Source organism: Methylobacterium gossipiicola, assembly GCF_900113485.1.
In the GTDB taxonomy this organism is placed as follows: domain Bacteria; phylum Pseudomonadota; class Alphaproteobacteria; order Rhizobiales; family Beijerinckiaceae; genus Methylobacterium; species Methylobacterium gossipiicola.
Map to the genome: position 1 here is coordinate 110,867 of NZ_FOPM01000010.1, position 25,336 is coordinate 136,202.

Annotated in this window: 25 protein-coding genes and 1 pseudogene; 16 read left to right on the forward strand and 10 right to left on the reverse strand. The window is 69.7% G+C overall.

All coding sequences use genetic code 11. The annotated features are described in order from the left end of the window. Positions 1-76: 76 nt before the first annotated feature. The gene (xth, locus tag BM249_RS10960; protein ID WP_091971832.1) at positions 77-865 is read right to left on the reverse strand and encodes an exodeoxyribonuclease III; all 789 of its coding nucleotides are present in this window, start codon (positions 863-865) and stop codon (positions 77-79) included. 267 nt (positions 866-1,132) lie between these two features. Between xth and BM249_RS10965 the strand changes: the two genes are divergently transcribed. Both BM249_RS10965 and glpX read left to right on the forward strand, forming a co-directional pair. Next, positions 1,133-2,455, forward strand: a complete 1,323-nt coding sequence (locus tag BM249_RS10965; RefSeq protein WP_091971835.1) for a homoserine dehydrogenase — start codon at positions 1,133-1,135, stop codon at positions 2,453-2,455. 106 nt (positions 2,456-2,561) lie between these two features. Next, positions 2,562-3,578 (forward strand): class II fructose-bisphosphatase, encoded by a 1,017-nt coding sequence (glpX, locus tag BM249_RS10970; RefSeq protein ID WP_091971837.1) that lies wholly within the window; start codon positions 2,562-2,564, stop codon positions 3,576-3,578. Between the two features lie 193 nt (positions 3,579-3,771). Here the strand turns inward: glpX and BM249_RS10975 are convergent, their stop codons facing one another. The 3 genes from BM249_RS10975 to BM249_RS10985 all read right to left on the reverse strand — a co-directional run bounded on the left by BM249_RS10975 (position 3,772) and on the right by BM249_RS10985 (position 7,741). Beyond that, entirely contained in the window at positions 3,772-4,644 is an 873-nt protein-coding gene (locus BM249_RS10975; protein ID WP_091971839.1) for a tetratricopeptide repeat protein, read from the reverse strand. Positions 4,645-4,912: 268 nt separating this feature from the next. Then, a complete protein-coding gene (locus BM249_RS10980; protein ID WP_091971841.1) occupies positions 4,913-6,787 on the reverse strand; it encodes an ABC-F family ATP-binding cassette domain-containing protein in 1,875 nt (624 codons plus the stop codon). A gap of 75 nt (positions 6,788-6,862) precedes the next feature. Beyond that, positions 6,863-7,741 (reverse strand): UDP-3-O-acyl-N-acetylglucosamine deacetylase, encoded by an 879-nt coding sequence (locus BM249_RS10985; protein WP_244528695.1) that lies wholly within the window; start codon positions 7,739-7,741, stop codon positions 6,863-6,865. 439 nt (positions 7,742-8,180) lie between these two features. Between BM249_RS10985 and BM249_RS10990 the strand changes: the two genes are divergently transcribed. Next, positions 8,181-8,867 (forward strand): Crp/Fnr family transcriptional regulator, encoded by a 687-nt coding sequence (locus BM249_RS10990; RefSeq protein ID WP_091971843.1) that lies wholly within the window; start codon positions 8,181-8,183, stop codon positions 8,865-8,867. Positions 8,868-9,055: 188 nt separating this feature from the next. On the opposite strand, the gene BM249_RS10995 is transcribed toward BM249_RS10990, so the two are convergent. Beyond that, complete coding sequence (locus tag BM249_RS10995; protein ID WP_244528696.1) at positions 9,056-10,912, reverse strand: AsmA family protein; 1,857 nt, start codon at positions 10,910-10,912, stop codon at positions 9,056-9,058. A 348-nt stretch (positions 10,913-11,260) separates the two neighbouring features. Here BM249_RS10995 and BM249_RS11000 point away from each other — a divergent pair, with 348 nt between their 5' ends. The 3 genes from BM249_RS11000 (at position 11,261) to BM249_RS11010 (ending at position 13,199) form a co-directional block, all read left to right on the forward strand. Then, on the forward strand, positions 11,261-11,977 hold the full coding sequence (locus BM249_RS11000; protein ID WP_091971847.1) for a CoA transferase subunit A: 717 nt from the start codon (positions 11,261-11,263) through the stop codon (positions 11,975-11,977). Positions 11,978-12,000: 23 nt separating this feature from the next. After that, complete coding sequence (locus BM249_RS11005; protein WP_091971849.1) at positions 12,001-12,660, forward strand: 3-oxoacid CoA-transferase subunit B; 660 nt, start codon at positions 12,001-12,003, stop codon at positions 12,658-12,660. A gap of 140 nt (positions 12,661-12,800) precedes the next feature. Then, positions 12,801-13,199: a hypothetical protein gene (locus tag BM249_RS11010; RefSeq protein ID WP_091971851.1), complete on the forward strand. Its 399-nt coding sequence runs from the start codon at positions 12,801-12,803 to the stop codon at positions 13,197-13,199. A gap of 113 nt (positions 13,200-13,312) precedes the next feature. Here BM249_RS11010 and BM249_RS11015 read toward each other — a convergent pair whose 3' ends face one another. After that, positions 13,313-13,561, reverse strand: a complete 249-nt coding sequence (locus BM249_RS11015) for a hypothetical protein (RefSeq protein ID WP_091971853.1) — start codon at positions 13,559-13,561, stop codon at positions 13,313-13,315. 221 nt (positions 13,562-13,782) lie between these two features. Between BM249_RS11015 and gntA the strand changes: the two genes are divergently transcribed. The 4 genes from gntA to BM249_RS11035 all read left to right on the forward strand — a co-directional run bounded on the left by gntA (position 13,783) and on the right by BM249_RS11035 (position 17,105). Then, a complete protein-coding gene (gntA, locus tag BM249_RS11020; protein WP_091971855.1) occupies positions 13,783-14,484 on the forward strand; it encodes a guanitoxin biosynthesis heme-dependent pre-guanitoxin N-hydroxylase GntA in 702 nt (233 codons plus the stop codon). Further along, entirely contained in the window at positions 14,477-15,091 is a 615-nt protein-coding gene (locus BM249_RS11025) for a DUF1989 domain-containing protein (protein ID WP_091971857.1), read from the forward strand. Before gntA ends, BM249_RS11025 begins: the two co-directional genes overlap by 8 nt. A gap of 102 nt (positions 15,092-15,193) precedes the next feature. After that, positions 15,194-16,207: an SDR family oxidoreductase gene (locus BM249_RS11030; RefSeq protein ID WP_091971859.1), complete on the forward strand. Its 1,014-nt coding sequence runs from the start codon at positions 15,194-15,196 to the stop codon at positions 16,205-16,207. A gap of 1 nt (position 16,208) precedes the next feature. Then, a complete protein-coding gene (locus tag BM249_RS11035) occupies positions 16,209-17,105 on the forward strand; it encodes an alpha/beta fold hydrolase (protein WP_091971861.1) in 897 nt (298 codons plus the stop codon). 192 nt (positions 17,106-17,297) lie between these two features. Here the strand turns inward: BM249_RS11035 and BM249_RS11040 are convergent, their stop codons facing one another. Beyond that, positions 17,298-17,807, reverse strand: coding sequence for a ferritin-like domain-containing protein (locus BM249_RS11040; protein ID WP_091971863.1), 510 nt, complete (start codon positions 17,805-17,807; stop codon positions 17,298-17,300). Between the two features lie 332 nt (positions 17,808-18,139). Between BM249_RS11040 and BM249_RS11045 the strand changes: the two genes are divergently transcribed. Both BM249_RS11045 and BM249_RS11050 read left to right on the forward strand, forming a co-directional pair. Beyond that, a complete protein-coding gene (locus BM249_RS11045) occupies positions 18,140-18,943 on the forward strand; it encodes a histidine phosphatase family protein (RefSeq protein WP_091971894.1) in 804 nt (267 codons plus the stop codon). Beyond that, the gene (locus BM249_RS11050; RefSeq protein WP_091971865.1) at positions 18,940-19,824 is read left to right on the forward strand and encodes an NAD(P)H-hydrate dehydratase; all 885 of its coding nucleotides are present in this window, start codon (positions 18,940-18,942) and stop codon (positions 19,822-19,824) included. Before BM249_RS11045 ends, BM249_RS11050 begins: the two co-directional genes overlap by 4 nt. Before the next feature lie 7 nt (positions 19,825-19,831). On the opposite strand, the gene BM249_RS21965 is transcribed toward BM249_RS11050, so the two are convergent. After that, complete coding sequence (locus tag BM249_RS21965) at positions 19,832-20,029, reverse strand: ribosome modulation factor (RefSeq protein ID WP_244528697.1); 198 nt, start codon at positions 20,027-20,029, stop codon at positions 19,832-19,834. Between BM249_RS21965 and BM249_RS11060 the strand changes: the two are divergent. Further along, positions 19,946-20,311, forward strand: a pseudogene (locus BM249_RS11060) (MBL fold metallo-hydrolase); the annotation flags it as partial. The gene BM249_RS21965 and the pseudogene BM249_RS11060 sit on opposite strands and share 84 nt — an antisense overlap. 15 nt (positions 20,312-20,326) lie before the next feature. Here the strand turns inward: BM249_RS11060 and dinB are convergent. Beyond that, positions 20,327-21,442 carry a DNA polymerase IV gene (dinB, locus tag BM249_RS11065; RefSeq protein WP_091971867.1) on the reverse strand — a complete coding sequence of 372 codons (1,116 nt, stop codon included), beginning with the start codon at positions 21,440-21,442 and terminating at the stop codon, positions 20,327-20,329. A 322-nt stretch (positions 21,443-21,764) separates the two neighbouring features. On the opposite strand from dinB, the gene BM249_RS11070 reads away from it, so the two are divergent. Further along, positions 21,765-22,847: an SPL family radical SAM protein gene (locus BM249_RS11070; RefSeq protein ID WP_091971869.1), complete on the forward strand. Its 1,083-nt coding sequence runs from the start codon at positions 21,765-21,767 to the stop codon at positions 22,845-22,847. Positions 22,848-23,126: 279 nt separating this feature from the next. Next, on the forward strand, positions 23,127-23,567 hold the full coding sequence (locus BM249_RS11075) for a hypothetical protein (protein WP_143103735.1): 441 nt from the start codon (positions 23,127-23,129) through the stop codon (positions 23,565-23,567). A gap of 134 nt (positions 23,568-23,701) precedes the next feature. Here the strand turns inward: BM249_RS11075 and BM249_RS11080 are convergent, their stop codons facing one another. Beyond that, positions 23,702-24,580, reverse strand: a complete 879-nt coding sequence (locus BM249_RS11080) for an SDR family oxidoreductase (protein ID WP_091971873.1) — start codon at positions 24,578-24,580, stop codon at positions 23,702-23,704. 341 nt (positions 24,581-24,921) lie between these two features. On the opposite strand from BM249_RS11080, the gene BM249_RS11085 reads away from it, so the two are divergent. Beyond that, positions 24,922-25,336 (forward strand): transposase family protein (locus BM249_RS11085; RefSeq protein WP_177232391.1); only part of this gene is annotated, 415 nt, incomplete at its 3' end.

Consider the following 25,336-nt stretch of genomic DNA (forward strand, 5'->3'; position numbering starts at 1 on the left):
GTTGTGGGGGGAACGACGTGCCAACCCGCCACGGCCGGCTTGGTTCAGCGACCTTCGCCGTGACGGAGCTCGGGCGTCAGGCGAGCTCCACCGTGACGGGCACGTGGTCGGACGGCTTTTCCAATCCCCGCAGGCGCTTCTGCACGGAGGCCGAGACGAGGCGGTCTGCGGCCTGGGGCGAGAGCAGGAGATGGTCGATGCGGATGCCGGCGTTACGGTTCCAGGCTCCCGCCTGATAGTCCCAGAAGGTGTAGAGGCCGGGCTTCGGGTCGCAGGCGCGCAGGGCCTCGGTGAAGCCCTCGGCGAGGAGTGCCCGGAAGGCCGCGCGGGTCCGGGGCAGGAACAGGGCGTCGGTCTCCCAGGCCGCCGGGTCGGCCGCGTCCTCGGGCTCGGGGATCACGTTGTAGTCACCGGCCAGCACGACGGCTTCCTCGCGAGTCAGCAGATCGCGGGCATGGCGGCGCAGCCGCTCCAGGAAGGCGAGCTTGTAGGGATATTTCGGCCCGTCGACGGGATTGCCGTTGGGCAGGTAGATGGAGGCGACGCGCACGGGCGCCGTGTCCTCGCCCGTGATCAGCCCCTCGATGTAGCGGGCCTGCGCGTCGGTGTCGTCGCCCGGCAGGCCGCGTCGGACCTCGCTCAGGGTGAGGGGCGCGCGGACCAGTAGGGCGACGCCGTTATACGCCTTCTGCCCCAGGGTCTCGACGGCGTAGCCTGCCGCCTCGATCTCGGCGCGGGGGAATGCCTCGTCCTGGCATTTCAGCTCCTGCAGGCAGACCACGTCGGGCTTGTCCGCCGCGAGGAAATCCACGAGATGGCCGACTCGCTGCTTGATGGAATTGACGTTCCAGGTGGCGATCCGCATGGCGCTTGGTGTCCTGACCCCTCGACGGGCTCCGTCATCGGGGCTTCGTGGCCCTGTGGCAAGACGGGTGGGCAGGGACCGCCGAAGCCCCAGCGGAACGGCCGTCGCCCCGGGGCCGCCGCCCCGGTGGCGAGTTTGTTGCACCCCCCGGAAATTCGTTGCAGAAGAGCCCGCCGCTCCCGGCGGGAGCGGACGGACTGACCCGTGGACGGTCGCCCCGTGCGGGCATGTGCCGGACGGGTCATGGAAAATGACGGATTGCGCCCCATGAAACAGAGCCTCCGCCTCGGCGTCGCCGGTCTCGGCACCGTGGGGTCCGCCGTGGTGCGAATGGTCGCCCGCCGGGCCGACGCCCTCGCGGCGGCCGGTGGACGCGACGTGCGGATCACCGCCGTGTCGTCGCGCGACAAGGGCCGCGACCGGGGCCTCGATCTCACGGGCGTCACTTGGTTCGACGATCCCGTGGCCCTGGCCGCCAGCCCGGACATCGACTGCGTCGTCGAACTCATCGGGGGGTCGGAAGGTCCCGCCCGGGCGACGGTGGAGGCGGCCATCGCGGCGGGCAAGCATGTGGTCACGGCCAACAAGGCATTGCTCGCCAAGCACGGCGCGGCGCTGGCGGCGGCGGCGGAAGCCAAGGGGGTGAGCCTCGCCTATGAGGCTTCCGTGGCCGGCGGCATTCCGGTGATCAAGACCCTGCGCGAGGGTCTGGCCGGCAACGCCGTGTCCCGCGTCTACGGAATCATGAACGGCACCTGCAACTACATCCTGTCTCGGATGGAGCGCGAGGGCCTGACCTTCGAAGCCTGCCTCAAGGACGCGCAGGCTCTGGGCTACGCCGAGGCCGACCCGACCTTCGACGTCGAGGGCTTCGACACCGCCCACAAGCTCGCCATCCTGACGAGCCTCGCCTTCGGGGTGGAGATCGACGCCGAGGGTGTGTCCGTGGAAGGAATCTCGGCGATCCAGCCCCTCGACCTCACCATGGCGGAGGAACTGGGCTACCGGATCAAGCTCCTGGGTGTCGCCCAGGTGGCGGCCGGCGGCATCGAGCAGCGGGTCCATCCCACCATGGTGCCGAAATCCTCGGCCATCGCCCAGGTGATGGGCGTCACCAACGCCGTCACAATCGATGCCGATGCCGTGGGCGAACTCACCCTCATCGGCCCCGGAGCCGGGGGCGAGGCCACGGCCTCGGCCGTGGTCTCCGACATCACCGACCTCGCGGCCGGCGTGCAGCGCCCGACCTTCGGCAGACCGAGCACGGCGCTCAGCCCCTCGCAGCGCGTCGCCATGCAGCGCCACGAGGGCGGTTACTACATCCGTCTCACGGTCCACGACAGGCCGGGCGTCGCCGCCGGCGTCGCCACCCGCATGGCCGAGCGGGACATCTCCATCGAGAGCATCCTCCAGCGCCGCTCCGAGAGTGCCGCCAGCAAGGACCCGCACGGCCGCTCGGGCCAGCCCGTCCCCCTGGTCCTCATCACCTACGCGGCGACGGAGGGCAGCATCCGCGCGGCCCTCGACGCCATCGCGGCGGACGGTCTGCTGGCCGAGGCCCCCCAGCTCATCCGCATCGAGCGGGAATAGGCGAAGGATTCCGCACGATAGCGGCGGGGCGGCGAACCGGACGGTGGCGTTTCTCGAACTTTAGTTCATAGAGGGCGCACCAGAGGCGAAGGGTGCGGACAGGTCCATGGCGAACGGCAACACGACAACCGCCGGCTCGGTCGGCCGCACCCTGGCCCTGGAACTGGTGCGGGTCACCGAGCGCGCCGCCATCGCGGCCGCTCATCTGCGCGGCCAGGGCAAGGAACGCGAGGCCGATCAGGCCGCCGTCGATGCCATGCGGGCCGAGTTGAACACCCTGGCCATCGACGGCACCATCGTGATCGGCGAGGGTGAGCGCGACGAAGCGCCGATGCTCTATATCGGCGAGCGCCTCGGCACCGGCATTGGCCCGAAGGTCGATATCGCGGTCGATCCCTTGGAGGGCACGACCCTGTGCGCCAAGGACATGCCCGGCGCCATCGCGGTGATGGCGCTGGCGGAAGCCGGCTCGCTTCTCGCCGCCCCCGACGTCTACATGCAGAAGATCGCCATCGGCCCCGGCTACCCGGCCGGTCTGGTCGATCTCGATGCGAGCCCGGCCGACAACATCGCGGCGCTCGCGCGGCACAAGGGCGTCGATCCGGCCCAGATCACCGCGATCATCCTGGATCGACCGCGCCATATGGGCCTCATCGCCGCCGTGCGGGCGACGGGGGCCGGCATCCGCCTCATCTCGGACGGCGACATCGCGGGCATCATCCACACCACGAGCCCGGACGAGACCGGCGCCGACATCTACCTCGGCACGGGCGCGGCGCCCGAGGGCGTCATCGCCGCCGGGGTGCTCCGTTGCATCGGAGGGCACATGCAGGGCCGGCTCATCCTCGACAGCCACGACAAGCGCGAGCGCGCGGCGCGGATGGGCATCAGCGATCCCAATCGGAAATACGAGCTGCGCGACATGGCGCGCGGCGACGTCATCGTGGCGGCGACGGGCGTCACCGACGGGGCGCTCCTCAAGGGCGTGCGCTTCAAGCCCGATCGCCTGGAGACGGAAACGCTGGTCTATCGCTCGGCCACCGGAACCGTGCGCCGCATCCACAGCGAACGCCACTGGCCACGGGCCGACGCGAGCGGCCAACGGGCCGAACTGCGCGAGTAGCTGCGTCCGCCCCCTGTCGCGTCGTTCCGACGAGGGGGCTTCCTTCGCCGAACCGGCATCCCGATCGGTGAAACACGCCGGAGCGCCCGCCCCGAGGGGCTGGCCGGCGCCTTACTGTCTCGTACAAAACTCCCGCTACACCGTCGTCCTCAGAGCGAGGACCGTCCAGGAGCGGGAGTTCTGTGCGACACTCCTAGTTGAACAGCGAGCCGACGCCGCCCTGCACCCGGCCGAGGCCCTGCTTGGCGATGGGGTTGCCGGGCTCGATCTGCGCGGCACGCTGGTAGCTCTCCATGGCTTCCTTGCGGCGGTTGGACTTCTCGTAGGCGACCCCGCGATAGGCCCAGGACGTGGCGTCCTTGTTGTTGACGTTGAGGGCCGCGTTGTAGTCCTCGATGGCCTTATCGTACTGGTTGGTGGCGATGAGGCTCTGGCCGCGCGCCGCGTAGGGCGCGGCCACGAACGGGTTGCGGTCGATGGCGGCGTCGAAATCCGCGATGGCCTGGATGTTCTGGCCCTGCTTTTGCCGCACGAGGCCGCGCGCATGATACGCCTCGGCCGATTCCGGCGTCAGGCGGATCGCTTGGTTGAGATCGTTGGTGGCGCCGTCGAGGTCGCCCTGCGCCCGCAGGACGTTGGCGCGACCGATATAGGCCGGCCCGTAATTCGGATCGGCCGCGATGGCCTTCGAGAAATCGGCGAGGGCCGCGTCGTTGCGGCCGATCTGGCGGTTGGCGAGCGCCCGATTGTTGTAGGCCGAGGCCGAATTCGGATCGATCTGCACCGCCTTGGTGAAGTCGCCGATGGCATCGTTGAACTGGCCCGAACGGGCATAGGCCGCACCGCGCGTGACGTAGGCGGCGGCGTCGTTGGGGTTGCGCTGGATCACCTCGCTCAAGGAGGCGATGTTGACGTTGCTGGCGCCCGTCGTATCGGTCTCGAGCACGGCGAACTGCTTCTGCGGGGCGGTGGCCGTCCCGTAGGTTTCGCAACCGCCAAGGGCGCCCGCCACGAGGGCGGCCCCGATGAGCCTCGCCTTCGATGCGCGCAGCGTCAGAACCGTCATGAACCCGCTCCCCCCGGACGTCCGTGCCTCCGGCACGGTCCCGCCCCGTCAATCTCGTCCGAATCCGGGCCGCATCGCTTCACGAGCCCCCGCCGCGACGGTCGCGCATCGCGGTGAACGCAAACTTAAGACCGGCGCCGTTCTCGACCCTCAAGCGTTTGCTTGTGGCGAACGTATGGCCCTGTTCGCACGACCGTCTTAAGCGGTCTCGTCGGGGGCGAGGTCACCCGCCACTGTGATATCGGAGCCGCAGTTTCGGGGGCCTCGCTCAGGCTTCCGCCGCCTCGATGGCGCCGCTGAGGTCGAGCCATTCCTCCTCGGCCGCTTCGAGGGCGGCGGCGGCGTCCGCACGCATCTTGGCGAGTTCGCCGGCCTTCGCGGCATTGGCCTGGAAGGCAGTGCCATCGGCGAGCGCCGCGTCGATCTTGGCCATGGCCTCGGCGAGCTTCTTCATGCGCGCCTCAACGGCCTCGATCTTCTTGCGCAGGGGCGCGAGGGCCACTCGCCGCTCGGCGTTGGAGCGCCGCTCCACCGCCTTGACACCGCCGGACGCCTCCGCCGTCTCCTTCTCGGCCGGTCGCTCGGGGCCGGCCAGGACGAGGCGACGGTAATCGTCCATGTCGCCGTCGAACGCCTTCACGCTGCCGTTGGAGACGAGCCAAAGCCGGTCGGCGCAGGCCTCGACGAGGAAGCGGTCGTGCGACACGAGGATGACGGCGCCCTCGTAGTCGTTGATCGCCTCCACCAGGGCCTGCCGGCTCTCGATATCGAGGTGGTTCGTCGGCTCGTCGAGGATGAGGAGGTGAGGGCCGTTGAAGGCCGCGAGCCCCATGAGCAGCCGGGCCTTCTCGCCACCCGAGAGCTGCCCCACGGGGGTCTCGGATTTGGGGCCGGAAAAGCCGAGGCGCGCCGCCGCCGCGCGGGCCTTCGATTCCGGCACGTCCGGCATGAGGTCGCGGACATGGGCGTAGGCGCTCTCGGCGGGGCGCAACTCGTCGAGTTGGTGCTGGGCGAAGTAAGCGACCTCCATTTTGCCGGAGCGCCGCATCTCGCCGCTCAAGGGCGGCAGTCGCCCACCGATGAGCTTGCAGAAGGTGGATTTGCCGTTGCCGTTGGCCCCGAGGAGGGCGACGCGGTCGTCGGGAGCCAGACTCAGGTTGAGTCCCGATAGGACGATCCGGTCGGGATAGCCCGCCTGCACCCGCTCCATGGCGACGATGGGGGGCGATAGGGGCCGTTCCGGACTCGGTAGGCGGAAGGCCGGCACGTCGTCCTCGATCACCGAGGCGATGATCTCCATCTTGGCCAGGCGCTTGACGCGGGACTGGGCCTGGCGCGCCTTCGTGGCCTTGGCCTTGAACCGGTCGACGAAGCTCTGGAGATGGGCGCGCTCGGCGTCCTGCTTCACCTTGGCCTTGGCCTGAAGCGCCCGTTTTTCGGCGACCTGACGGGCGAACGAGGTGTAGCCGCCCCGATAGATGTTCAGCTTGCCCCGGTCGAGGTGGAGGATGTGGTCGACGCACTCGTCCAGAAGGTCCCGGTCGTGCGAGATGATCACCGCGGTGCGCGGATAGCGCTCGAGGTAATCGTAGAGCCAGATGGTGCCCTCGATGTCGAGGTAGTTGGTCGGCTCGTCGAGCAGCAGCAGATCGGGCTCGGAGAACAACACGGCGGCGAGCGCCACGCGCATGCGCCAGCCGCCGGAGAAGTCCGAGCACGGCCGCGCCTGCGCGGCGGCATCGAAGCCGAGGCCGTGCAGGATCGCCGCCGCGCGCGCCGGGGCGGAATGGGCCTCGATGTCCACCAGCCGGGTCTCGATCTCGGCTCGGCGCAAACCGTCGGCATGCTCGGCCTCGGCCATCAGGCGGCTGCGCTCGGTGTCGGCCGCGAGCACGACGGAATGCAGGGTCTCGGGCCCGGCGGGCGCCTCCTGGGCAACGGCGCCGATGCGCATGCCCTTGGGCATCGACACGGTGCCGCCCTCCGTGGGCAATTCGCCCAGAATCGCCTTGAACAGGGTGGTCTTGCCGGCGCCGTTGCGGCCCACCAGCCCCACCCGCGCCCGGTCGGGAATCGAGAAGGTGGCGCCGTCGAGGATCAGGCGCTCGCCGATGCGGTAGGTGAGGTCGTTGACGCGGAGCATGGACGGCGTTCTGGCGCCGTGCCCCCGCCGTGGCAAGCGCCCCGCGACGGTTTCCTCGTCGGACGTCAGACCCGGTCAGACGAGTTCCCAGGCGGTGGGATCGCGCAGCAGCGCCGCGATGAGGGCGTGGTTGAGCCGGTGGCCCGTGTGCCGGGCCGTGACGTGGCCGAGCACCGGATGACCGATGAGGGCGAGGTCGCCGACGAGATCGAGGATACGGTGGCGCACGGGCTCGTTCGCCCCGCGCATGCCACCGATGACGCGGTCGCCGAGGATCGCGGCCGTGGTGCGGAAATTCGCCCCGCGCAGGACCGGGCGACCCGTAACATAGGCATAGAGCTTCAGGGGCACGGCCCATTTCAGGCGGCCGAAGCTGCGCGAGGGGGCAAGCGCCGAAACGAAACTCTCCCGCGTGATCTCGCCCTGCCAGCGCATCGCCCCGAACTTGGCGAGCGCCAGTTCGCCCGCGATACTGAAGCGATCCGACGGCTCGATGTGCAAGCTGCGCTCGCCGTCGCGAACCTCCACGGTTCGGCGGACCGATAGGCGACGGCGCGCCGCCGCGAGGGGGCGCCGGCCCGCCTGCGAAAAGGCCGCGCACCAGAGCAGGGCGCTGCCGTCGAAGATCGGCAGTTCCTCGGCGTCGAGCTCCACCGTGGCGTTGTCGATGCCGAAGGCGCTGAATGTCGCCATCAGGTGCTCCACCGTCCGCACCAGGGTTCCGTCCGGCCCCCGCAGGGCAGTGCAGAGCGGCTGGGTCTCGTAGAGGTGCCAGAGGGCGGGCACGGATGCCGTGCGCCCCTTCCACGCGCGGTGGAAGACGATGCCGGTCCCGGCCTCGGCCGGCGAAACCCGGACCGTCACCGCCCGACCCGTGTGCAGGCCGCGCCCAGACAGGGTGAAAGCCTCATCGAGGGTGGACTGTCCCGCATCCAACCGAATGACGGCGTTCACGGACACGCCCGAACGGGATGGCTCGGGCGGGCAGGCGTCTCGGGTGGGACCGGGAGAGCCCGAATGGGCCGCGGAGTGGTGAAGCATCGCGATCTTCCGCCCCCGAACGGGCGTGGCCGTGCCCATCGGGGATCGGATTCGGCTAACAATCCATGTTAGGATTCGCAAGCAGACGCGCGGTCGCTATCCCCGTTTGTGATGTGCCCCCAGTCGTTCGGGAGACCAAGGCCACGTCCGCCCGGAGCGATCCTATCCACCCCCATCGCGCAGGCGACAGCTTGACCGGTCGGGCCGCCGTCGCCACCATCGGGGCGAGGGGTCGTCGCAGGCGCGACGACCGGCAAACATGGCTCTGTCATAGGATGGTTGGCGCGCCCGAGTCGGCAGCGATCCCCCTAAGGCGCGAGGTCGGGCGCAGGGCGCCACGGGGAGTTTTTCGATGAGTCGGCTGGCGACGATCCCGTTCTTCAAGGAGCCGGGCATCGACTTGTCGTCCTACGAGACGCGCTGTCATTGGCGCCGGTTCGACGAGAACGAAGTCCTGGTCGATTACGACGACATCTCCACCGACGTGTACTTCCTCACGGCAGGGGAGGTCCGCATCCTCAACCGGTCGCAGTCCGGTAAGGAAGTGATCCTGGGTGAGATGCGGGGCGGAGCCTTCTTCGGCGAACTCGCGGCGCTGGACGGCATCGGGCGCTCGGCCAACGTCACCGCCCTCACGCGCGGCGAGGTCTGCGTGGTGCCGGCCGCGATCTTCCGCCAGATGATCTTCGCCTCCGAGGCCATCGCCGACCGGCTGTTCCGCCTGCTGGCGAAGCGGGTGCGCGAACTCAACACCCGGATCATGGAGCACGCCCTCCTCGACCTGCGCCACCGCCTCTATGCCGAATTGCTGCGGCTCTCGGTGCCGCGCGCGGGCGGGGACGGCGCGCGCGTGGTGACGCCGCCGCCCTACCATCACGTGCTCGCCGCCCGCATCGGCTGCCGGCGCGAACAGGTGACCCGCGAATTCACTGTCATGGCGGCCGACGGGCTCATCGACCGCACCCGTGGCGCCCTGGTGATCCGCCGCCCGGATCTTCTGGAAGCCCGCGTCGCCGAGGCCCTTCGCGAAGACAGCTGATCCGGCATCCGCTGGATGACGACCGAACGCGGCCATTCGACCGGAGCGTCGTCCTGGACATCAGATCCAGGACGACGCTCTAAACCATTGGGCTGCATCGGCCTTTGTCCGAAAGCCGGTTCCCACCTTTCGGGCCGATGCTCTAGGAAAACGAACGGCGTTCGTATGGGCGGCGCGACCGTCGTCGATCAGGGCGCGTAGGCGCCCACGGCGGCCGGGAGCGTTGCTTTGCCGGCCGCGGGCATGCGCAGGCTTGCCGGCCCGAGGGCATCGCCCGCATCCAGGAAGACCTTGCGGACCGTGATGGCGCTCCACGGACCCGCGATGGCATAGCTCGGCCCCAGGCGGACGCTTCCATCGCCGGCGGCGCGCGGCATGAGATGCGCCCACGTCTCGATACGACGCTCGGGCAGGACGAGTGTCCCACTCAAGGCCCCCGTGAGGGCGGGTGTCCGGAGGGTGGCATCGACGATCTCCCCGATCCCGTCGACGAGCCGCAGGGTCAGGCCGGCCTGCTCGAAGGCGGTTCGTCCGTTGCGGCGGGCCAGGGCTCCGGCCGCGACGGCTCCGTTGCGGTGCAGGACATCGGACAGGTCGATTCCCACCAGGGCGCCGCCGTTGATCGCGAGCGTGGCGCGTCCGTCGAGGTGGCGCATCAGGGTGTCGGCCGTCGCGCCCACGCCCTCGAACGCGAACTGACCGCGCGCGGCCCCGAACACCCAGCGGTCCCGCCCGAGATCGACCAGGAGCGACCCGAGATCGAGGCCGTCGAAGGCGCCCTGGAGCCTGATCTCGGTCTTCTCCGGATCGGCTGCCACGGGGACGAGGCCGAGTCGTCCCTTCACGAGGCCGCCCCGCAGGGTCGCGCGGCTCAGGGCCGCCTCGACGCCGCCCGGGTGCACCAGCACGCTGGCGGCGAGGTCTTCGACGACGAGGGGACCCATCCGGCCGAGCCCCGCCGAGACGCGCAGGTCAAGGTCGCCCCCCATGAGTGGTCGCAGCGCGAGGCTGCGCCCGCTCCAGTGCGGCGCGTCCGTGTCGTCGTCGTCGAACCGCCGCAGGGTCTCGGCGAGGAGGGGGGCGAGGTTGAGGCTGTCGGCGGCCAGGGTCGCCTGGATGGCCGGGCGCTTGCCCGAGAGGGAGATCGAGCCCGCCCCTTCGAGCCTGTCCTCGCCGAGGTGAACCCGGATGCTCGGCAGGAGAACGGTCCGGTTCCGCACCTCGAAGCGCCCGGCGACGGCGATGGACTCGATCATCGGGGAGAGAGCCACGTCGCTCCCCATCCAGGCCAGGGTCTCGGGCAGGGAGCGGGTGCGCAGGTCGACGGAGCCGGTCAGAGCCAACGGGTCGGAGGAGGGGCCGAAGGAGCCCTCACCCTCGGCCGAGAGGCTGCCCGCCGGCCAGTCCGCCGTCGCCGTGAAGGGACTGGAGCCCCCCCCGGCGAGGTCGGCGATCCGCACACCGGACAGGGTGAAGCGGGTCGGCACCGCGTTCCACACGAACGCACCGGCGATGTCGGCCGCCGCGCTCCAGCCGGGCCAGGACACCGTGAGATCGACGTCCCGAGCCGTCTGGACCCGGCCGTCGCGCGGATCGAGGCCCGTCACCGTGCCCCGGCTGAGGGCGAGGCGACGGGGATGGGCGGCGCCGGGCACGAGCAGGCGGGCCGCCCGCGCCATAGGCTCGGTCCAGCGGTCGTCGCCGTCGCGGGTGGGCAGGTGGATCGTTCCACCTTCGAAGGACGCCGTGTTGACTTCGGTGCGGCCGAGCAGAAGAGCGAAGAGGTTGAGCTGAACCTTGAGGGTGCCGCCCTCGGCCAAGGGCCTGTCGTCCCCCGTCGTCGCGGTGAGGCGCACCCCGCCGAGGCTGAGCCGGGGCAGGGGCAGGAGCGCCACTTCAGCCGGGCCGGAGGCCGTGAGGATGACCCCGTAGGCGCGGGCGACCGAGCGATCGACGAAGGCGGCGGCGCGCTGCGTCGGCACCGTCCAGGGCAAGCATCCCCCCGCGAGGCCGGCGGCCAGGGCACCTAGGCCGAAGAGGGACACGAAACGTGGCAGCGACAGGGCACTCCGCAGGGAGGATCTCGGACCGGGCCGCCCGGAGGATCCGAACGACGATCGACGCAGGCGCCCCCACCCGACGAATGCCGATACTCTTTTTACGCTTTACGCCGTCCGGCGCGGTTTGTCTTCCGATGACAGCGCGTCGTGCACCGATCGATCCCGGAGCGGCCGCCTGCAAGGAATGACAGCCGGGCGAAGCTGTCGGAAAGCCAACCGGAGTCCCGACTGGTCATCGTGAAGTGCTTGGCGTAACCGCAACGACACGCGATGCTCCCGCGGGCGAGACGTCGCGCTGGAATTTCGTCCGGGAACCTCGAGGGGAGGGCGCTCATGAAGAAAGTTCGCACCGATGCGACGGAGGCCCTGGCCGGGCTCCTGACCGATGGCATGACGGTGATGGCCGGCGGCTTCGGCCTGTGCGGCATTCCCGACGAACTCATCGATGCGATCCGCGCATCGGGGGTGAAGGATCTCACGGTGATCTCGAACAATGCCGGCATCGACGGCGTCGGCCTCGGCAAGCTCCTCGAGACCCGTCAGGTTGCCAAGATGATCTCGTCCTATGTCGGCGAGAACAAGGAATTCGCCCGCCAGTATCTCGGCGGCGAACTCGCCATCGAGTTCAATCCGCAGGGCACGCTGGCCGAGCGCATCCGCGCCGGCGGCGCCGGCATCCCGGCCTTCTTCACCAAGACCGGCGTCGGCACCCTCATCGCCGAGGGCAAGGAAGTCCGGGAGTTCGACGGTGAGACCTACGTGATGGAGCGCGGCCTGTTCGCCGATCTCGCCATCGTCCACGCCTGGAAGGGCGATACGGAAGGCAACCTCGTCTATCGGAAGACGGCGCGCAACTTCAATCCGATGATGGCCACGGCCGCCAAGGTCACGGTCGCGCAGGTGGAACACTTGGTGCAGCCGGGCGAGATCGATGGCGACGCGATCCACACGCCGGGCATCTTCATCAAGCGCATCATCCACGTCCCGGTCCGCGAGAAGCGCATCGAGCAGCGCACCACCCGCAAGCGCGGCGAGCCCGCTTCCGTCTGATCAGAGCAGGGAGAGACATCACCATGGCCTGGACCCGCGAACAGATGGCGGAGCGCGCCGCCAAGGAACTGCGCGACGGTTTCTACGTGAACCTCGGCATCGGCATTCCGACGCTGGTGTCGAACTACATCCCCGAAGGCATGTCGGTTCAGCTGCAATCGGAGAACGGCATGCTGGGCATGGGCCCGTTCCCGTACGAGGGCGAAGAGGACCCCGACCTCATCAACGCCGGCAAGCAGACCATCACCGAACTGCCGACCACGAGCTACTTCTCCTCGTCGGACTCCTTCGGGATGGTGCGGGGCGGGCACATCAACCTGTCGATCCTCGGCGCCATGCAGGTGGCCGAGAACGGCGACCTCGCCAACTGGATGATCCCGGGCAAGATGGTGAAGGGCATGGGTGGGGCCATGGACCTCGTGGCGGGCGTCAAGCGCGTCGTCGTGGTGATGGAGCACGTCGCCCGCAACAAGGACGGCTCGGAGAGCCCGAAGCTGCTCTCCGCCTGCGACCTGCCGCTGACCGGCACCCATGTGGTCGACATGGTCATCACCGATCTCGGCGTCTTCACCATCGACAAGAAGGGCGATGGCGGCATGACCCTGATCGAGCTCGCCGACGGCGTCACCGAGGACGAGGTCCGCGCCAAGACGCAAGCGGCCTTCACCACGCAACTCGCCTGACCCGCCTCGTTTCGGGACGCTCACGCGGCGAGCCGCCGCCGCGTGCCTAATCGCCTGTTAAGCCGACCCGTCGAAATGTCGTCGCGGGCAGGGGACCCCGATCCCCGGCCCGCGTTGCGTAAGACAAAGGGTATCGGCCGATGGACAGCGCTCCGGCAAGGATGGACAACGTCGTTCCGTTTCGACGGGCGACCCCGCTTCCGGCTCCGGCCCGGCCCGGCAACGCCGCCCGCGCCGCGACCCCCGCCTCCCGGCGCAGCGACCAGCGCGCGGTGATGGATGCGGTCTACGCCACCGGCACCCTGGCGGTGGCGGCGGGCGACCGCGAGACCAAGCTCATCGCCGCCCGCCTGCAGGTCTACGGCTTCCTCAGCATCGAGGAGATTGACGCCGACGGCACCCTGCGGCGCCTGCGTCCCTCCGAGGCGATCCGCGCCCGGTCCGAGCGTCCCTGGCGGGTCACCAAAGCCTCCTACGGCGCCAGCCTCGCGGTGACGATTCCGGCCATCGACGATTTCCTGTTCGAGCAGCCGGCCTGAAGCGGCTTCCGCTCGATCGAAGCGGAAGCCCGTGTCCACGGCCCGCGCGGCCCTTGAAGACAACCGAACGCCGTCGTCTCGAAGGACCCAAACGGACTTCGTATGACCCGGGCTCATGCGGGATCGGATCGGAACCACCGCTCGTCGAGGTCCGTGGCGTTGCGCTCGGCGATCGGTTGCGTCTCGTCGCCGTGGGCGAAGATCACCACGTCGTCCGGGCCGACATCGCGGGTCGCGTAGAAATCCCAGCGACGGTGGATGACGCGCGGTCCGCCGAACACCCGATAGGCGTTCCAGTAACGGTCGTCCCGGAAGCCGACGTAGTGGACCGCGCGCGGCGGGGACTCGCGGGATGCGTCCATGGGATGCGTCGAAGCCTCGGCCCGGGCACCGGCCTCCCGGCCCCGCTCCTCGGCACATATGGTGCGCCGTGCGACCGGTAAGGTGCCGGCGACCCGCGACCTCTCGTCCCCCGGCGGAACTCACGTCACCGTGATCGGTTGCTCTGAGCCAAGTGCGGGACCGCGAAATCTTTTGCTCGCCAAGTCTTCGTGTATCCGGCCCCGTCGAGTCACGAGTGCGTATGCAACTTCCGAGAGACGATCGCGATCATACCCTGGCCCATGCCTTTCGCGATTTCATTCGCGACCCACCGTTTCCCTGCGTCGGCGCCAAATCAGCTCTTTCTAAAGGACGCATGAAGATCGTCGTTGCGCGTGACATTACGTCAGGCTGGGACGACATGCGGATCTATCCCGCACTGCTCGCCTTCGCGGCGCGCTACAAGCGGGCGCCCGACATGTTCCAGAGCTTCGCCGTGGTGTTCGAAGGGCCGGGGAACCTCGGTGAGGAGCAGTTCGAGCGTCACCTGTGGGCGCGGGCCCAGTCCCTGGCCGACAAGGATTCCTGGCTCGGCCACCCATGGGACCGGCGCGTGGCGGACGATCCCGAAAGCCCGCACTTCTCGTTGAGCTTCGGCGGCGAGGCGTTCTTCATCGTCGGGCTGCACCCGCGCGCGAGCCGGCCCGCCCGGCGCTTCTCCGCGCCGGTTCTCGTCTTCAACCTCCACGCCCAGTTCGAGGCCCTGCGCGCGGCCAACCGCTACGAGAAGCTGCGCGATTCGATCATCGAACGGGACACCGCCTTCGCCGGCTCGACAAACCCCATGCTGGCGCGCCACGGCGAGATATCGGAAGCCCGCCAGTACAGCGGACGGGTGGTGTCCGACGCGTGGCGCTGCCCGTTCCAGGGGCGCAACCAAGCGGGGGAAACACCCGATGTGTGAGGCGCATCCCACGGGGGAAATCCCGCCGCGTTCGGGGGTCGCCTTCACGCTCGACCGGGGGCAGCGCCTGACGGTGATCGACCCGTGCGGTGAGCAGGTGGCCGACCTCCTCGCCTACAACCGACACGACATCGGCGAAGTCCTCTCCTCGGGACGGACCCTCGACTACGCGAGCCGGATCTACCTCACGACGGGCGATCCCCTGTACTCGAACCGCTCCAACGTCCTTCTCACCATCGTGGCGGACACCGTCGGGCGGCACGACTTCCTGCTGACCCCGTGCTCGAAGGACACCTTCCGCATCATCTACGGCGACACCGATCCGCATCGCGGCTGTTTCGGCAATCTCGCGGCGGCCCTCAAACCCTACGGCATCGGCCCCGACCAGATCCCGGTCGCGTTCAACTGCTTCATGAACGTACCCATCGACGCCGCCACGGGGGCGATCACGGTGGCGCCGCCCCTGAGCCGGGCCGGCGACCACATCACCTTCGAGGCGCAGCAGGATCTCGTCATCGGCCTGACGGCCTGCTCGGCGCTGCAATCGAACAACGGCCGCTTCAAGCCGATCCACTACCGGATCGATCCGGCGACCGCCGCGCTCTGACGGCGTGCGGTCGGCCCGATCCGAAAGGCACGTCCCGCCACGGCTCCGCCTGAGGAGTCCCGCGACGCGATTCCATCCCATGCCGGCCCGGAGCACCAACCCATGAAGCACAAACCCCTGCGCGAGCAGACCCTCGTCATCACGGGAGCGTCCTCGGGAATCGGCCTCGCCACCGCCCGCATGGCCGCGAAGGCCGGGGCGCGGGTGGTGCTCGCGGCCCGCAGCGGCGGCGCCCTCGACGCCATCGTGGCGGAGATCGAGGGCAGCAGCGGCCGGGCCATCGCCGTCACGGCCGATGTCGGCGTCCGGGCCGAAGTCGAGGCCATCGCCGAGAAGGCCATCGCGGCGTTCGGGGGCTTCGACACCTGGGTCAACGTCGCCGGCGTGACCATCTACGGCCCCCTGCGGGCCGTCTCCGACGCGGATCACGCCCGGCTGGTGCAGACGAACCTCTGGGGCACGATCTTCGGCTCCCTCGTCGCCGTCGAGCATCTGTCCCGGCGCGGCGGCGCCCTCGTCAACGTCGGCAGCGTCGCTTCCGACCTCGCCTTCCCGTTCCAGGGCATGTACTCGGCGACGAAACACGCGGTGAAGGGCTTCACCGACGCCCTGCGGATGGAGCTGCGCCACGAAGGCGCCCCCGTTTCCGTCAGCCTGATCAAGCCGACCTCCATCGACACGCCCCTGCCGCGCCGCGCCCGCAACTACATGGACCGGGAGCCCATGCTGCCGCCGCCGGTCTACCCGCCGGAAGAGGTCGCCCACGCGATCCTGCACTGCGCGGTCCATCCGCAGCGGGACGTCTTCGTCGGCGGCGCCGGTAAGGCGTTCGCGGCGGGCAAGGAATTCGCCCCCGGGGCGTTCGATCTCCTGGCGCCAGCCATCGTCGCCCTGCAGAAGCGACCCGGCCGGCCGCGCCGCTCGGCGGGAAGCCTCCACGGACCGGAACGGGATGATACCGGCCACACCAAGGGCGATCAGCCGGGCTACGTCATGCGGTCCAGCGCCTATACCCGCGCCAGCCTGCATCCCCTCGCCCTCGTGACCGGCGCCGTCGGATTGGGGCTCGCCGCGACGGCCCTGCTGGCGCCGCGCCCGAGGGGGCGGCGGTCCTGAGATGGGCCTGATCACCTCACGGCAGCCGGCCCTCGATCTGTCCGCCGATTCGGCCGTGCCCCGTCGCACCGTCGACCTGGGGGAGGGCCGTCGTCTGGCCTATGCGGACGTCGGCGACGGGCCGCCCCTCGTGCTCATCCACGGTACGTTGCTCGCGCTGGAAGACATGTGGATTGCCCTCGGCCACAGCCTAGCCCCGCATTATCGGATCATCGTGGTGGATCGCCCGGGGCATGGCCTGAGCACGCGGCGGCGCCTCGTCGATGCTTCGCCCTGGCGTCAGGCGACGCTCATCCACGAGGCCCTGCAGGCCCTCGGGGTCGAGCGCCCCATCCTGGTCGGGCATTCCTTCGGCGGCACCGTCGCCCTGTGCCACGGCCTGCTGTTTCCCGAGCACACGGCGGGGCTCCTCGCCCTCGCGCCCCTGTGCTTTCCCGAAATCCGGGTGGAACAGATCCTGTTCGGCCCGCGCTTTACCCCCGGCCTTGGCGAGGCGGTCGGCTCTTTCCTGGCCGAAACCACCGACCCGGCCCTGCTTCCCTTGCTATGGCGGGCGATCTTCCTGCCGCAGATCATGCCGGAGACGGTGGCGAAGGAATTTCCCTTCGCCCTCGCCAGTGGTCCGGAGCGGATGATCGCCGAGGGCGAGGATGCGTTGAGTGTGTGGACGGCCCTGAGCCGCGCCGCCCTGTCCTACGGGACATGCCGGGTGCCGGTGGGTATCCTTGGCGGGACGGCCGACATCGTGGTCAACAACGCCCTGCATGGGGCCGTCGCCGCGCGGGCGATCCCGCAAGCCAGCTTCGACTGGGTGCCGGGCGCAGGCCACATGCTGCACCATTTTCATCAGGATGCAGTCGTGGACGCCATCGATCGGCTGGCGGGGCGCGCTCGGTAGTGTCCGGCGATCCCGACTGCCCCACCGCCCGATCGAACGGTCCGGCAGGGCAGTCGTGTCACGCAACACGAGCCGGTACGCAACGTGGCTCGCAGAGAGGTCTAACGGGGAGGCGTTAGCGTCGCGGTAAAGGATCGCGCGGCGGCGTTTCCCGAAACGAGAACCGCCGCCGACCGTCGGCGCCGATCCGGTTCAGTGGCTGGCGGTGCCCCCGCCGAGCGTCCGCGCCAAGTAACGCTGCGTCGTCGGCACGACGAGATCGGCAACGGCCTTGGCCATGGTCTCTTCTTCGCGCAGGGATTGGGTGAACGCCGTCGCATGCGCGGTCTGGCCTGCGGCCTCACCGATGGTGAGGAGCGACTTGTAGGCGGCGATCTCGAAGTTCTCGAAGGCTTGGTTCGCGAACGCGTTCTTCAGGATCTCGTCCTGGGCCGGGACGTGGGCCAGGGCCATCATGTTGCCGACGAAGCCGAGGAAACCCTCCTTCAGGGTCGAGGGGGCATCGCCCAAGGACGCGAGGGCCTCTTCCAGCCGGTCGCGTTGGCCATGGGTTTCGGCGATGTGCGCGCGCAGGGCCGCCTCCATCTCCGGGTAGTTTTCCAGGCGCTCGACCTGCCGTTCCATGATCTGCAGCGCCTGCAATTCGAGGGCATGCGTATTCTTGAGCGCCGTCACGTATATCTCTCGCGGATCGGTTATCATAGATTGATTTCCTCGTGATGATCTCTGGTATTGTCAAGTTGTTTCGCCGCGCCACTCTCATGGCCTCGCCGTCGTCTCAACAACTCTCACTGCCACATCCCGTTGCGAAATCTTTCTTTGATACCCCAAAAACGATCCACCAATCGGCCACCCGCCCGGACAAGCCGAAAACGTCTTCCGCGCGATGTCGAACGGGGCGGCGCCGTCTCGCCGCCGAAGGGCCGGAGACACGGTTCCCCGGTTCGGATGGTTCCCCCCCGGCAGGGGGCCGGAACGTGACGGTATGCGGGGCGTTGCGCCCCGTCGTATCGCTCGCGCATCCGGAGATCCCCGTGCCCCACAGACATCCGCTCCGCCTCTGGATCGTTCGCCATGGCGAGAGTGCCGGCAATGTCGCACGGGAGGCGGCGCAGACAGCGGGCGCGGCTCGGATCGACATTCCGGAGCGCGATGTCGACGTGCCCCTGAGCGCCCTCGGTCATCGGCAGGCAGAGGCCCTGGGGCACTGGTTCGCGGCCATGCCCGAGGACGAGCGGCCGAACCTGCTCCTCGCCTCGCCCTATCGCCGTGCGGTCGAGACCGCGCAGGCGATCCGCGCTGCGGGCGGTCTCGCCCCCGACGCGCAGCCGCTGCGTCTCGACGAGCGGCTGCGCGAGAAGGAGTTCGGCATCCTCGACCGCCTGACGCGGGCCGGCATCGAGGAGTTCCACCCCGAGCAGGCGGTCCTGCGCAGCGATCTCGGCAAGTTCTACCACCGCCCCCCCGGCGGCGAGAGCTGGTGCGATGTGATCCTTCGCCTGCGCAGCGCCCTCGATACCATCTCGCTGCACCATGACGGCCAGCGCGTCCTCGTGGTCGCGCATCAGGTGGTGGTCCTGTGCCTGCGCTACCTCCTCGAAGACATGGATGAGGCCCAGATCCTCGGCATCGACGCCGAAGGCGACGTCGCCAATTGCGGGGTAACCGAATACGCCTTCTCGGCCGACGCCGCGCCGGCGAGCGGCCTCGCCCTCGTGCGCTACAACTTCGTCGCACCCCTTGAGGCGCAGGGCACCACCGTTACCTCCGAACCCGACCCCAACGACGCCGCGCAGCCGCTCTCCCACGATCCCGGCCGCGAGAGGGACATCCCATGACCACTGCCACGCCGGTCACCGAGCACCTGCTCCGCGCGATGCCGCTCCCCGCACCGGGCGGCGACAGCAAGGACGGGCGCGGGCGGGTTCTGGTCGTGGCGGGGTGCATCGGCCTGCCGGGCGCCGTCCTGCTCGCCGCCAACGCGGCCCTGCGGGCGGGGGCGGGCAAGCTGCAGATCGCCGTCTGTCGGGAGGTGGCAATCCCCCTCGGGATCGCCGTGCCCGAAGCCCTCGTCATCGGCCTGCCGCAGACCGAGGACGGCAACATCGACGGCAGGAGCGCCGAATCCCTCAGGGAGCGGGCCGGCTGCGTCGATGCGGTCCTGGCCGGCCCCGGCATGATGGAGGATGCGGAGACGCAGGCCGTCGTCGCGGCCCTCATCCGGGGCTCCGAAGGCGGTGGGCTCGTCCTCGATGCCGGCGCCCTGGTGGCCCTGCGGGCCGATCCCGGCCTGACCCGCACGCGCGTCAAACCGGCCCTCATCACCCCGCATGCCGGCGAGATGGCCCGGCTCCTCGACACCGATCGCGAGACCGTCGAGGCCGATCCCCTGGCGGCGGCGTGCCAGGCCTCCGAGCGGTTCGGCACGGTGACGGTCATGAAGGGCGGGCGGACCCATGTCGTCACCCCCGACGGACGCGCCTGGTGCTACGAGGCCGGGCATATCGGCCTCGCGATCTCGGGGTCCGGCGATACCCTCGCGGGCCTCATGGTCGGCCTCCTCGCCCGCGGGGCCGCCCCCGAGACGGCGGCGCTCTGGAGCGTCCACGCCCATGGCGAGGCGGGACGCCGCCTCGGCCGCCGCCACGGCGGGATCGGCTACCTCGCCCGCGAGATTCCGGGCGAGGTTCCCGCCATCCTGGCGGAGGTCGGTGCGTAGGCTTCGCTCACGCCACCGTCGAAGCCGGCGCCTCGTCCCGGGGCATCCCGTCATAGCCCTCCATCCAGGCGGCGCGAGCCTCGCTGGCGGCCGGATACGGACAGGCATCCTTCGGACGTCCGTGAATGCGGGCCTGAACATCCTGCCGGAGGACGGCACGGTGCCGCCCATGCCGGGATGGCGCTGGATCCACGCGCCCGGCCATTCCGTGGGGCAGGTCGCCCTGTGGCGGGAGGCGGAACTGCACGGCCCACCGATGAACTTCACCGTCGATTGGCCGGCGGCCCACGCCTCCGTGAAGGCCCTCGCGGCCCTCGAGCCCGAGCGGGCGATCACCGGCCATGGCCGCCCCCTCGAAGGGGCCGGCCTGCGCGATGCCCTTCACGCCCTCGCGCGGGATTTCGAAGAGGTCGCGGTGCCCAAGCACGGCCGGTATGTCGGCGCACCCGCCACGGCCGAGGACGGCACGGCCTATCCTGCCCCGTGAGCCTGCGCCCGCCGGTTAGACCGCGAGGCCGAGCTGGCGCGGCGCCGCGTCCGCCCCGTGGTGCAGGCTCGAGAGGGACACCCCGATGAGCCGCACGCTGCGCCGCAGGGGAAACACGTCGCGCAGGAGGCCGAGGCTGATCTGCGCGAGGGCGTCGCGGCTGGCGACGGGGGCGGGGAGGGAGCGCGCCCGAGTAATCTGCTCGAAATCCGAGAACTTCACCTTCAGGGTCACGGTGCGGCCGCCGACGCCCTTGCTGGCGCACGCCGCCCAGACCTTGTCGAGGATGGGCTGAAGCCGCTCGACCAGGACGGCGAACTCCGTCGTGTCGTCGGAGAACGTGTTCTCCGCCCCCACCGACTTGCGGATGCGGTGCGCCCGGACGGGACGCTCGTCGATCCCCCGGGACACGGCATAGTAATAACCGGCCGAACTCCCGAAGGCGGCCTGCAATTCGGCGAGGGAGCGGGCCCGCAGGTCGCCGCCCGTCAGGATGCCGAGGCGCTTCATCTTGGCCTCCGTCACCGGGCCGACGCCATGGAAGCGCCCGATGGGCAGGGCCTCGACGAAGGCCGGCCCCATGGCCGGGGTGATGACGAACAGCGCGTCGGGCTTGCGGTAGTCGGAGGCGACCTTGGCCAGGAACTTGTTGTACGACACCCCCGCCGAGGCGACGAGGCCGGTACGGGCCAGGATCTCGGCCCGGATGGCGCGGGCGACTTCCGTGGCGGTGGCGAACCCCTGAAGGTTCTCCGTGACGTCGAGATAGGCCTCGTCGAGGGAGAGCGGCTCGATGATGGGGGTATGCCGGGCGAACACCGCCTGGATCTCGGCCGAGACCGCCTTGTAGACCTCGAAGCGCGGCTTGACGAAGACGAGATCGGGACAGAGCCGCCGGGCCGTCACCGACGGCATGGCCGAGCGCACGCCGAACACCCGCGCCTCGTAGCTCGCCGCCGCGACGACACCGCGCTCGCGCGAGCCGCCGACGGCGAGGGGACGCCCGCGCAGACCGGGATCGTCCCGCTGCTCGACGGAGGCGTAGAATGCATCCATGTCGATATGGATGATCTTGCGCACGGGCGTTGTCGAATCGGGCGTCGCCGGATCGGTCGTGGTGTCGTCGGGCATCCTGGCCTCGCAGCCTTGGCGCGGCGGGTCGTTCGATCTTTGTTCCGTTCTTCGAGATCGCGCCGCCGCGGTCAAGGCCGTCCTTCGGCCGATCCCCCGTCGTGGCCCCACATGGTGGCGATGGACCGGTGACGGAGCGTCATCGCCATGGCGTGGGGAGAGTTCGCGGCCGGATCGGCCGCGACCCCGCACCCCATCGTCATCCAGCCCCGTGCGCCTACGTTGTCGGAACGATTCCCCCACGATGACAGGCCACCGGCTCCCGCGAATGCTTCGCCGCGTCCCGGGGGTCGCCGATGTCCTCCGACAGGCGCCGTGCCCCATGCCCGCATCCCCGTCCGCCGATCCGTCCCGGCTCTGGCGCCCCCGGCGCGTCCTCATCACGCGCGCGGCGCGGGGCTTCGCGCATGGGCGGGCCATGGCCGAGCGCGCGGCGGCGCTGGGCGCCGAGATCGTCGAACTCCCTGGCGACCGCTTGATGCTGCCGAAGCCCCCCGACCCTCGCGCCGCCTACCGCGAGGCCAAGGCGACCCTCGCGGTGGTGGTCTCGCCGCCGAGCAAGCGCCGGCCGCAGCCGATTCCTCCCTCCGCCGACTGGCGCTTCGACCTCGCCGAGGGCTGCCACGCCCATTGCCAATACTGTTATCTCGCCGGCTCCCTCGCGGGGCCGCCGATCACGCGGGCCTACGCGAACGTGAACGAGATCCTCGCCGTCCTGCCCGCGCATCTGGGCAAGGGCGGCGTCACCTCGGCCTCCGCCGAGCGGGCGCACGAGGGCACCACCTTCGAGGGCTCGTGCTACGCCGATCCCTTGGGCATCGAACACGTCACCGGCAGTCTGGCGGAGGCCGTGCGGTTCTTCGGGCGCTGGGACGCGCCGGTGCAACTGCGCTTCACCTCGAAATTCGGCGACGTCTCCTCCTTGATCGGCCTGCCGCACGGCCGACGGGTGCGGGTGCGGATGTCGGTCAACGCGCAAGGCCTGATCCGCTACGAGGGCGGAACCAGCCCACTCCAGGCACGCCTCGACGCCCTCGGACGCTTGGCCCGCGACGGCTACCGGGTCGGGCTCACGGTGGCGCCGATCCAGCCGTTTCCTGGCTGGGCGGCCGGCTACGAGGATCTGTTCGCCCGGGCCGCCACGGCCCTCGCCGACAGTCCCGATCTCGACCTGACGGTGGAACTCATCACCCATCGGTTCACGCCCGGGTCGAAGACCGTGCTGCGGGATTGGTATCCGGGCAGCGACCTCGACCTCGACGAGGCGGCCCGCACCCGAAAGCTCACGAAGTTCGGCGCAACGAAGTTCGTCTATCCCGGCGAGACGATGCGCGACCTGCGCGCGTCGTTGCAGGATCTGCTTCACCGACACCTGCCCGACGCCAGGCTCCTCTACTGGACGTGAGACGGTTTCCGCTCGATTGAAGCGGGGACCGTATTGCCCGAAGCGTGACCGGGCGGATCGTCGCGGTTCGAATGGCGGACAGGGGGAGAGCCCCGCCCTTCTCGACGGGCTTCGGGCGGTGGCGGCGACGTCGTCCACCGTCGCGCGGATCGGAGCCGCTCCGGCCGGCTGCCGACGATGCCCGTGGCCAGATTCGGGGCAGGGCGCGCTCCGGCCGCGCTGGCGCCGGGGGCGCCCATGCCCTAATCCTCCCGCTGGGGCGGCCCCGGGAGAGAGTTCATGAACACTGCGATGCGACGGCTTCCGTTTCTGGCGCTCACCGCGTTCCTGGGAAGCACGTTCCTGGCCGGCGCCGCCGAAGCGGGATGCGGACGGCACGTGTACAATCGGTCGCCCTACACCCTGATGGTCACGCAGACCGATGGATCATCGATCACCGTAAGGCCGCGATCCACCGGATCGATCCGGATGGTCGAACCGGGGCAGGTCGACGTGGCGGCGTTCTGCCCCGGGGCGGGCGCGCCGATCCTGCAACGCTCCTTCTCCTACGAGGCCGTGCAGGATCGTTGTTTCTTCGAAGTCGGGGACCGGTTCTTCGACCGGGAACTCGGCAACGGTTTCCTGCCCCGCCGCTCCGATGCTCCCTTCACCCTCAACAATCCACGGCAAGGCGACCTCGTGCTGTTCTCCAACGGAGACGCATGCCTGCCGCTGCGGTAAGGCAGCCGGAGGATAAGCGGCGCCGGGGCCGGCGGACGCAGAGGACCGCCGTGGTTTCACGGCGTCAGGGGCGAGGGGCGGAAGCGGGGCCCCGCCGGAAGCGAGGCCCCGCCGCCGGCCCCGTCCTCCCGAACCTAATACATCGGCGTCCCTCCGGTAACCGGCACGAGGGCACCGGACATGTAGCTGCCCTCGCGCGAGGCGAGGAGAACATAGGCCGGTGCCAGTTCCGCCGGTTGCCCGGCGCGACCGAGGGGCGTGTCCTCGCCGAGCGTCGCGATCTGCTCCGCCTCCTTCACGATCGGCTGGATCGGCGTCCAGATCGGGCCCGGCGCGACGCAATTCACCCGGATGCCCTTCGGCGCCAGCAGGTTCGACAAAGCGATGGTCAGACTCGCGATGGCTCCCTTCGTGGCGGCGTAGATCAGCATCGTCTTGTCGGCGATCTTGGCCTGCTGACTCGTCGAATTGACGATGGCCGAGCCCGGCTTCATGTGCGGCACCGCCGCCTGACAGAGATAGTACATCGCGAACACGTTGGCCCGGAACGAACCCTCGAGATCCTCGGTCGTGACGTCGTCGAGCCCTTCATTGACCGTCTGGGCGGCGGCGTTGTTGACCAAGATGTCGAGACCGCCCAGCGCCGAGACGGTCTGGGCGACGAGATCGCGGCAATGCGCCGCGTCGCGCAGGTCACCCGGCAGCAACAGGGCGCGGCGTCCCGCCTTCTCGACCCATTGCGCCGTCGCCTCGGCGTCGGATTGCTCGACCGGCAGGTAGGAGATCGCGACGTCGGCCCCTTCGCGGGCGTAGGCGATGGCCACGGCCCGGCCGATCCCACTGTCCCCACCCGTGATCAGCGCCACCTTCCCCGCGAGCAGCCCCTTGCCGACATAGCTCTCCTCGCCGTGATCCGGCGCAGGCGTCATCTTCGACGTCAGACCTGGGCGCTCCTGCTGCTGATCTCCGGGAAACGGTGGGCGGGGGCCGGCGGTGCGGGGATCAGAGGTCATTGTCCGTCTCTCCATTGAAAGCTCGGGCCAACGTGGCAGGGACAGGATCGTGACTGCGACAGAATGGAACCGCCGATGCGCATCCGCCGCAGCCCCGTGCCCCCTTCAGGGAAACCCCGGTCCGCCTCCGGTGCCTCGGGCGATCCCATCGGCAACCGACCCGCGATGCCCAGTCTCTTCCTCGGTCAATGAGTTCCCATCGTGCGGGTGGGTGAGACCGGCGAGCGGGTGATGGCACTGTTGATCCGCCCCCATCGGAGTGGTTCATCGCCGAGTTTGGTGGATCGAGGAGCGAGACAGGGAGGTCTTGGCGTGGTGGGTTCGGCCTCGCAGATCGGGGCATGACCCAGTTCTTCCCTGTGCCCGGCTGCCGCCTCGTCCGTATCGTGCGGGGCGGTCCCACCGCGATCACCCTCGTCGCCGAAGCGAGACGCGACCACGCCCGCTGCCCGACCTGCCGGGCGGTCAGCACCTCGGTCCATAGCCGGTATCGGCGCCGGCCTGCCGATCTGCCAGCCAGCGGCAAGGCCGTCCGGCTACATCTGGAGGTTCGGCGCTTCTACTGCCGCAACCCGGCCTGCCCTCGCAAAACCTTCGCCGAGCGCTTCCCGACGCTGCTCGCCCGCCATGCCCAGCGCACCCGCCGGCTGGCCGAGGCGCAGGCCCGGACCGGTCTCGCACTCGGTGGGCAGCCCGCCGCCCGGTTGCTCGCGCACCTGGCCATGCCGTCCAGTGCCACGACCCTGCTGCGGACGG

Coding starts and splice junctions, on each gene's coding strand:
- xth (WP_091971832.1), bottom strand. CDS start 865: ATGCGGATCGCCACCTGGAACGTCAATTCCATCAAGCAGCGAGTCGGC.
- BM249_RS10965 (WP_091971835.1), top strand. CDS start 1,133: ATGAAACAGAGCCTCCGCCTCGGCGTCGCCGGTCTCGGCACCGTGGGG.
- glpX (WP_091971837.1), top strand. CDS start 2,562: ATGGCGAACGGCAACACGACAACCGCCGGCTCGGTCGGCCGCACCCTG.
- BM249_RS10975 (WP_091971839.1), bottom strand. CDS start 4,644: ATGACGGTTCTGACGCTGCGCGCATCGAAGGCGAGGCTCATCGGGGCC.
- BM249_RS10980 (WP_091971841.1), bottom strand. CDS start 6,787: ATGCTCCGCGTCAACGACCTCACCTACCGCATCGGCGAGCGCCTGATC.
- BM249_RS10990 (WP_091971843.1), top strand. CDS start 8,181: ATGAGTCGGCTGGCGACGATCCCGTTCTTCAAGGAGCCGGGCATCGAC.
- BM249_RS11000 (WP_091971847.1), top strand. CDS start 11,261: ATGAAGAAAGTTCGCACCGATGCGACGGAGGCCCTGGCCGGGCTCCTG.
- BM249_RS11005 (WP_091971849.1), top strand. CDS start 12,001: ATGGCCTGGACCCGCGAACAGATGGCGGAGCGCGCCGCCAAGGAACTG.
- BM249_RS11010 (WP_091971851.1), top strand. CDS start 12,801: ATGGACAGCGCTCCGGCAAGGATGGACAACGTCGTTCCGTTTCGACGG.
- BM249_RS11015 (WP_091971853.1), bottom strand. CDS start 13,561: ATGGACGCATCCCGCGAGTCCCCGCCGCGCGCGGTCCACTACGTCGGC.
- gntA (WP_091971855.1), top strand. CDS start 13,783: ATGCAACTTCCGAGAGACGATCGCGATCATACCCTGGCCCATGCCTTT.
- BM249_RS11025 (WP_091971857.1), top strand. CDS start 14,477: ATGTGTGAGGCGCATCCCACGGGGGAAATCCCGCCGCGTTCGGGGGTC.
- BM249_RS11030 (WP_091971859.1), top strand. CDS start 15,194: ATGAAGCACAAACCCCTGCGCGAGCAGACCCTCGTCATCACGGGAGCG.
- BM249_RS11035 (WP_091971861.1), top strand. CDS start 16,209: ATGGGCCTGATCACCTCACGGCAGCCGGCCCTCGATCTGTCCGCCGAT.
- BM249_RS11040 (WP_091971863.1), bottom strand. CDS start 17,807: ATGATAACCGATCCGCGAGAGATATACGTGACGGCGCTCAAGAATACG.
- BM249_RS11050 (WP_091971865.1), top strand. CDS start 18,940: ATGACCACTGCCACGCCGGTCACCGAGCACCTGCTCCGCGCGATGCCG.
- BM249_RS21965 (WP_244528697.1), bottom strand. CDS start 20,029: ATGGCCGGGCGCGTGGATCCAGCGCCATCCCGGCATGGGCGGCACCGT.
- dinB (WP_091971867.1), bottom strand. CDS start 21,442: ATGCCCGACGACACCACGACCGATCCGGCGACGCCCGATTCGACAACG.
- BM249_RS11070 (WP_091971869.1), top strand. CDS start 21,765: ATGCCCGCATCCCCGTCCGCCGATCCGTCCCGGCTCTGGCGCCCCCGG.
- BM249_RS11075 (WP_143103735.1), top strand. CDS start 23,127: ATGAACACTGCGATGCGACGGCTTCCGTTTCTGGCGCTCACCGCGTTC.
- BM249_RS11080 (WP_091971873.1), bottom strand. CDS start 24,580: ATGACCTCTGATCCCCGCACCGCCGGCCCCCGCCCACCGTTTCCCGGA.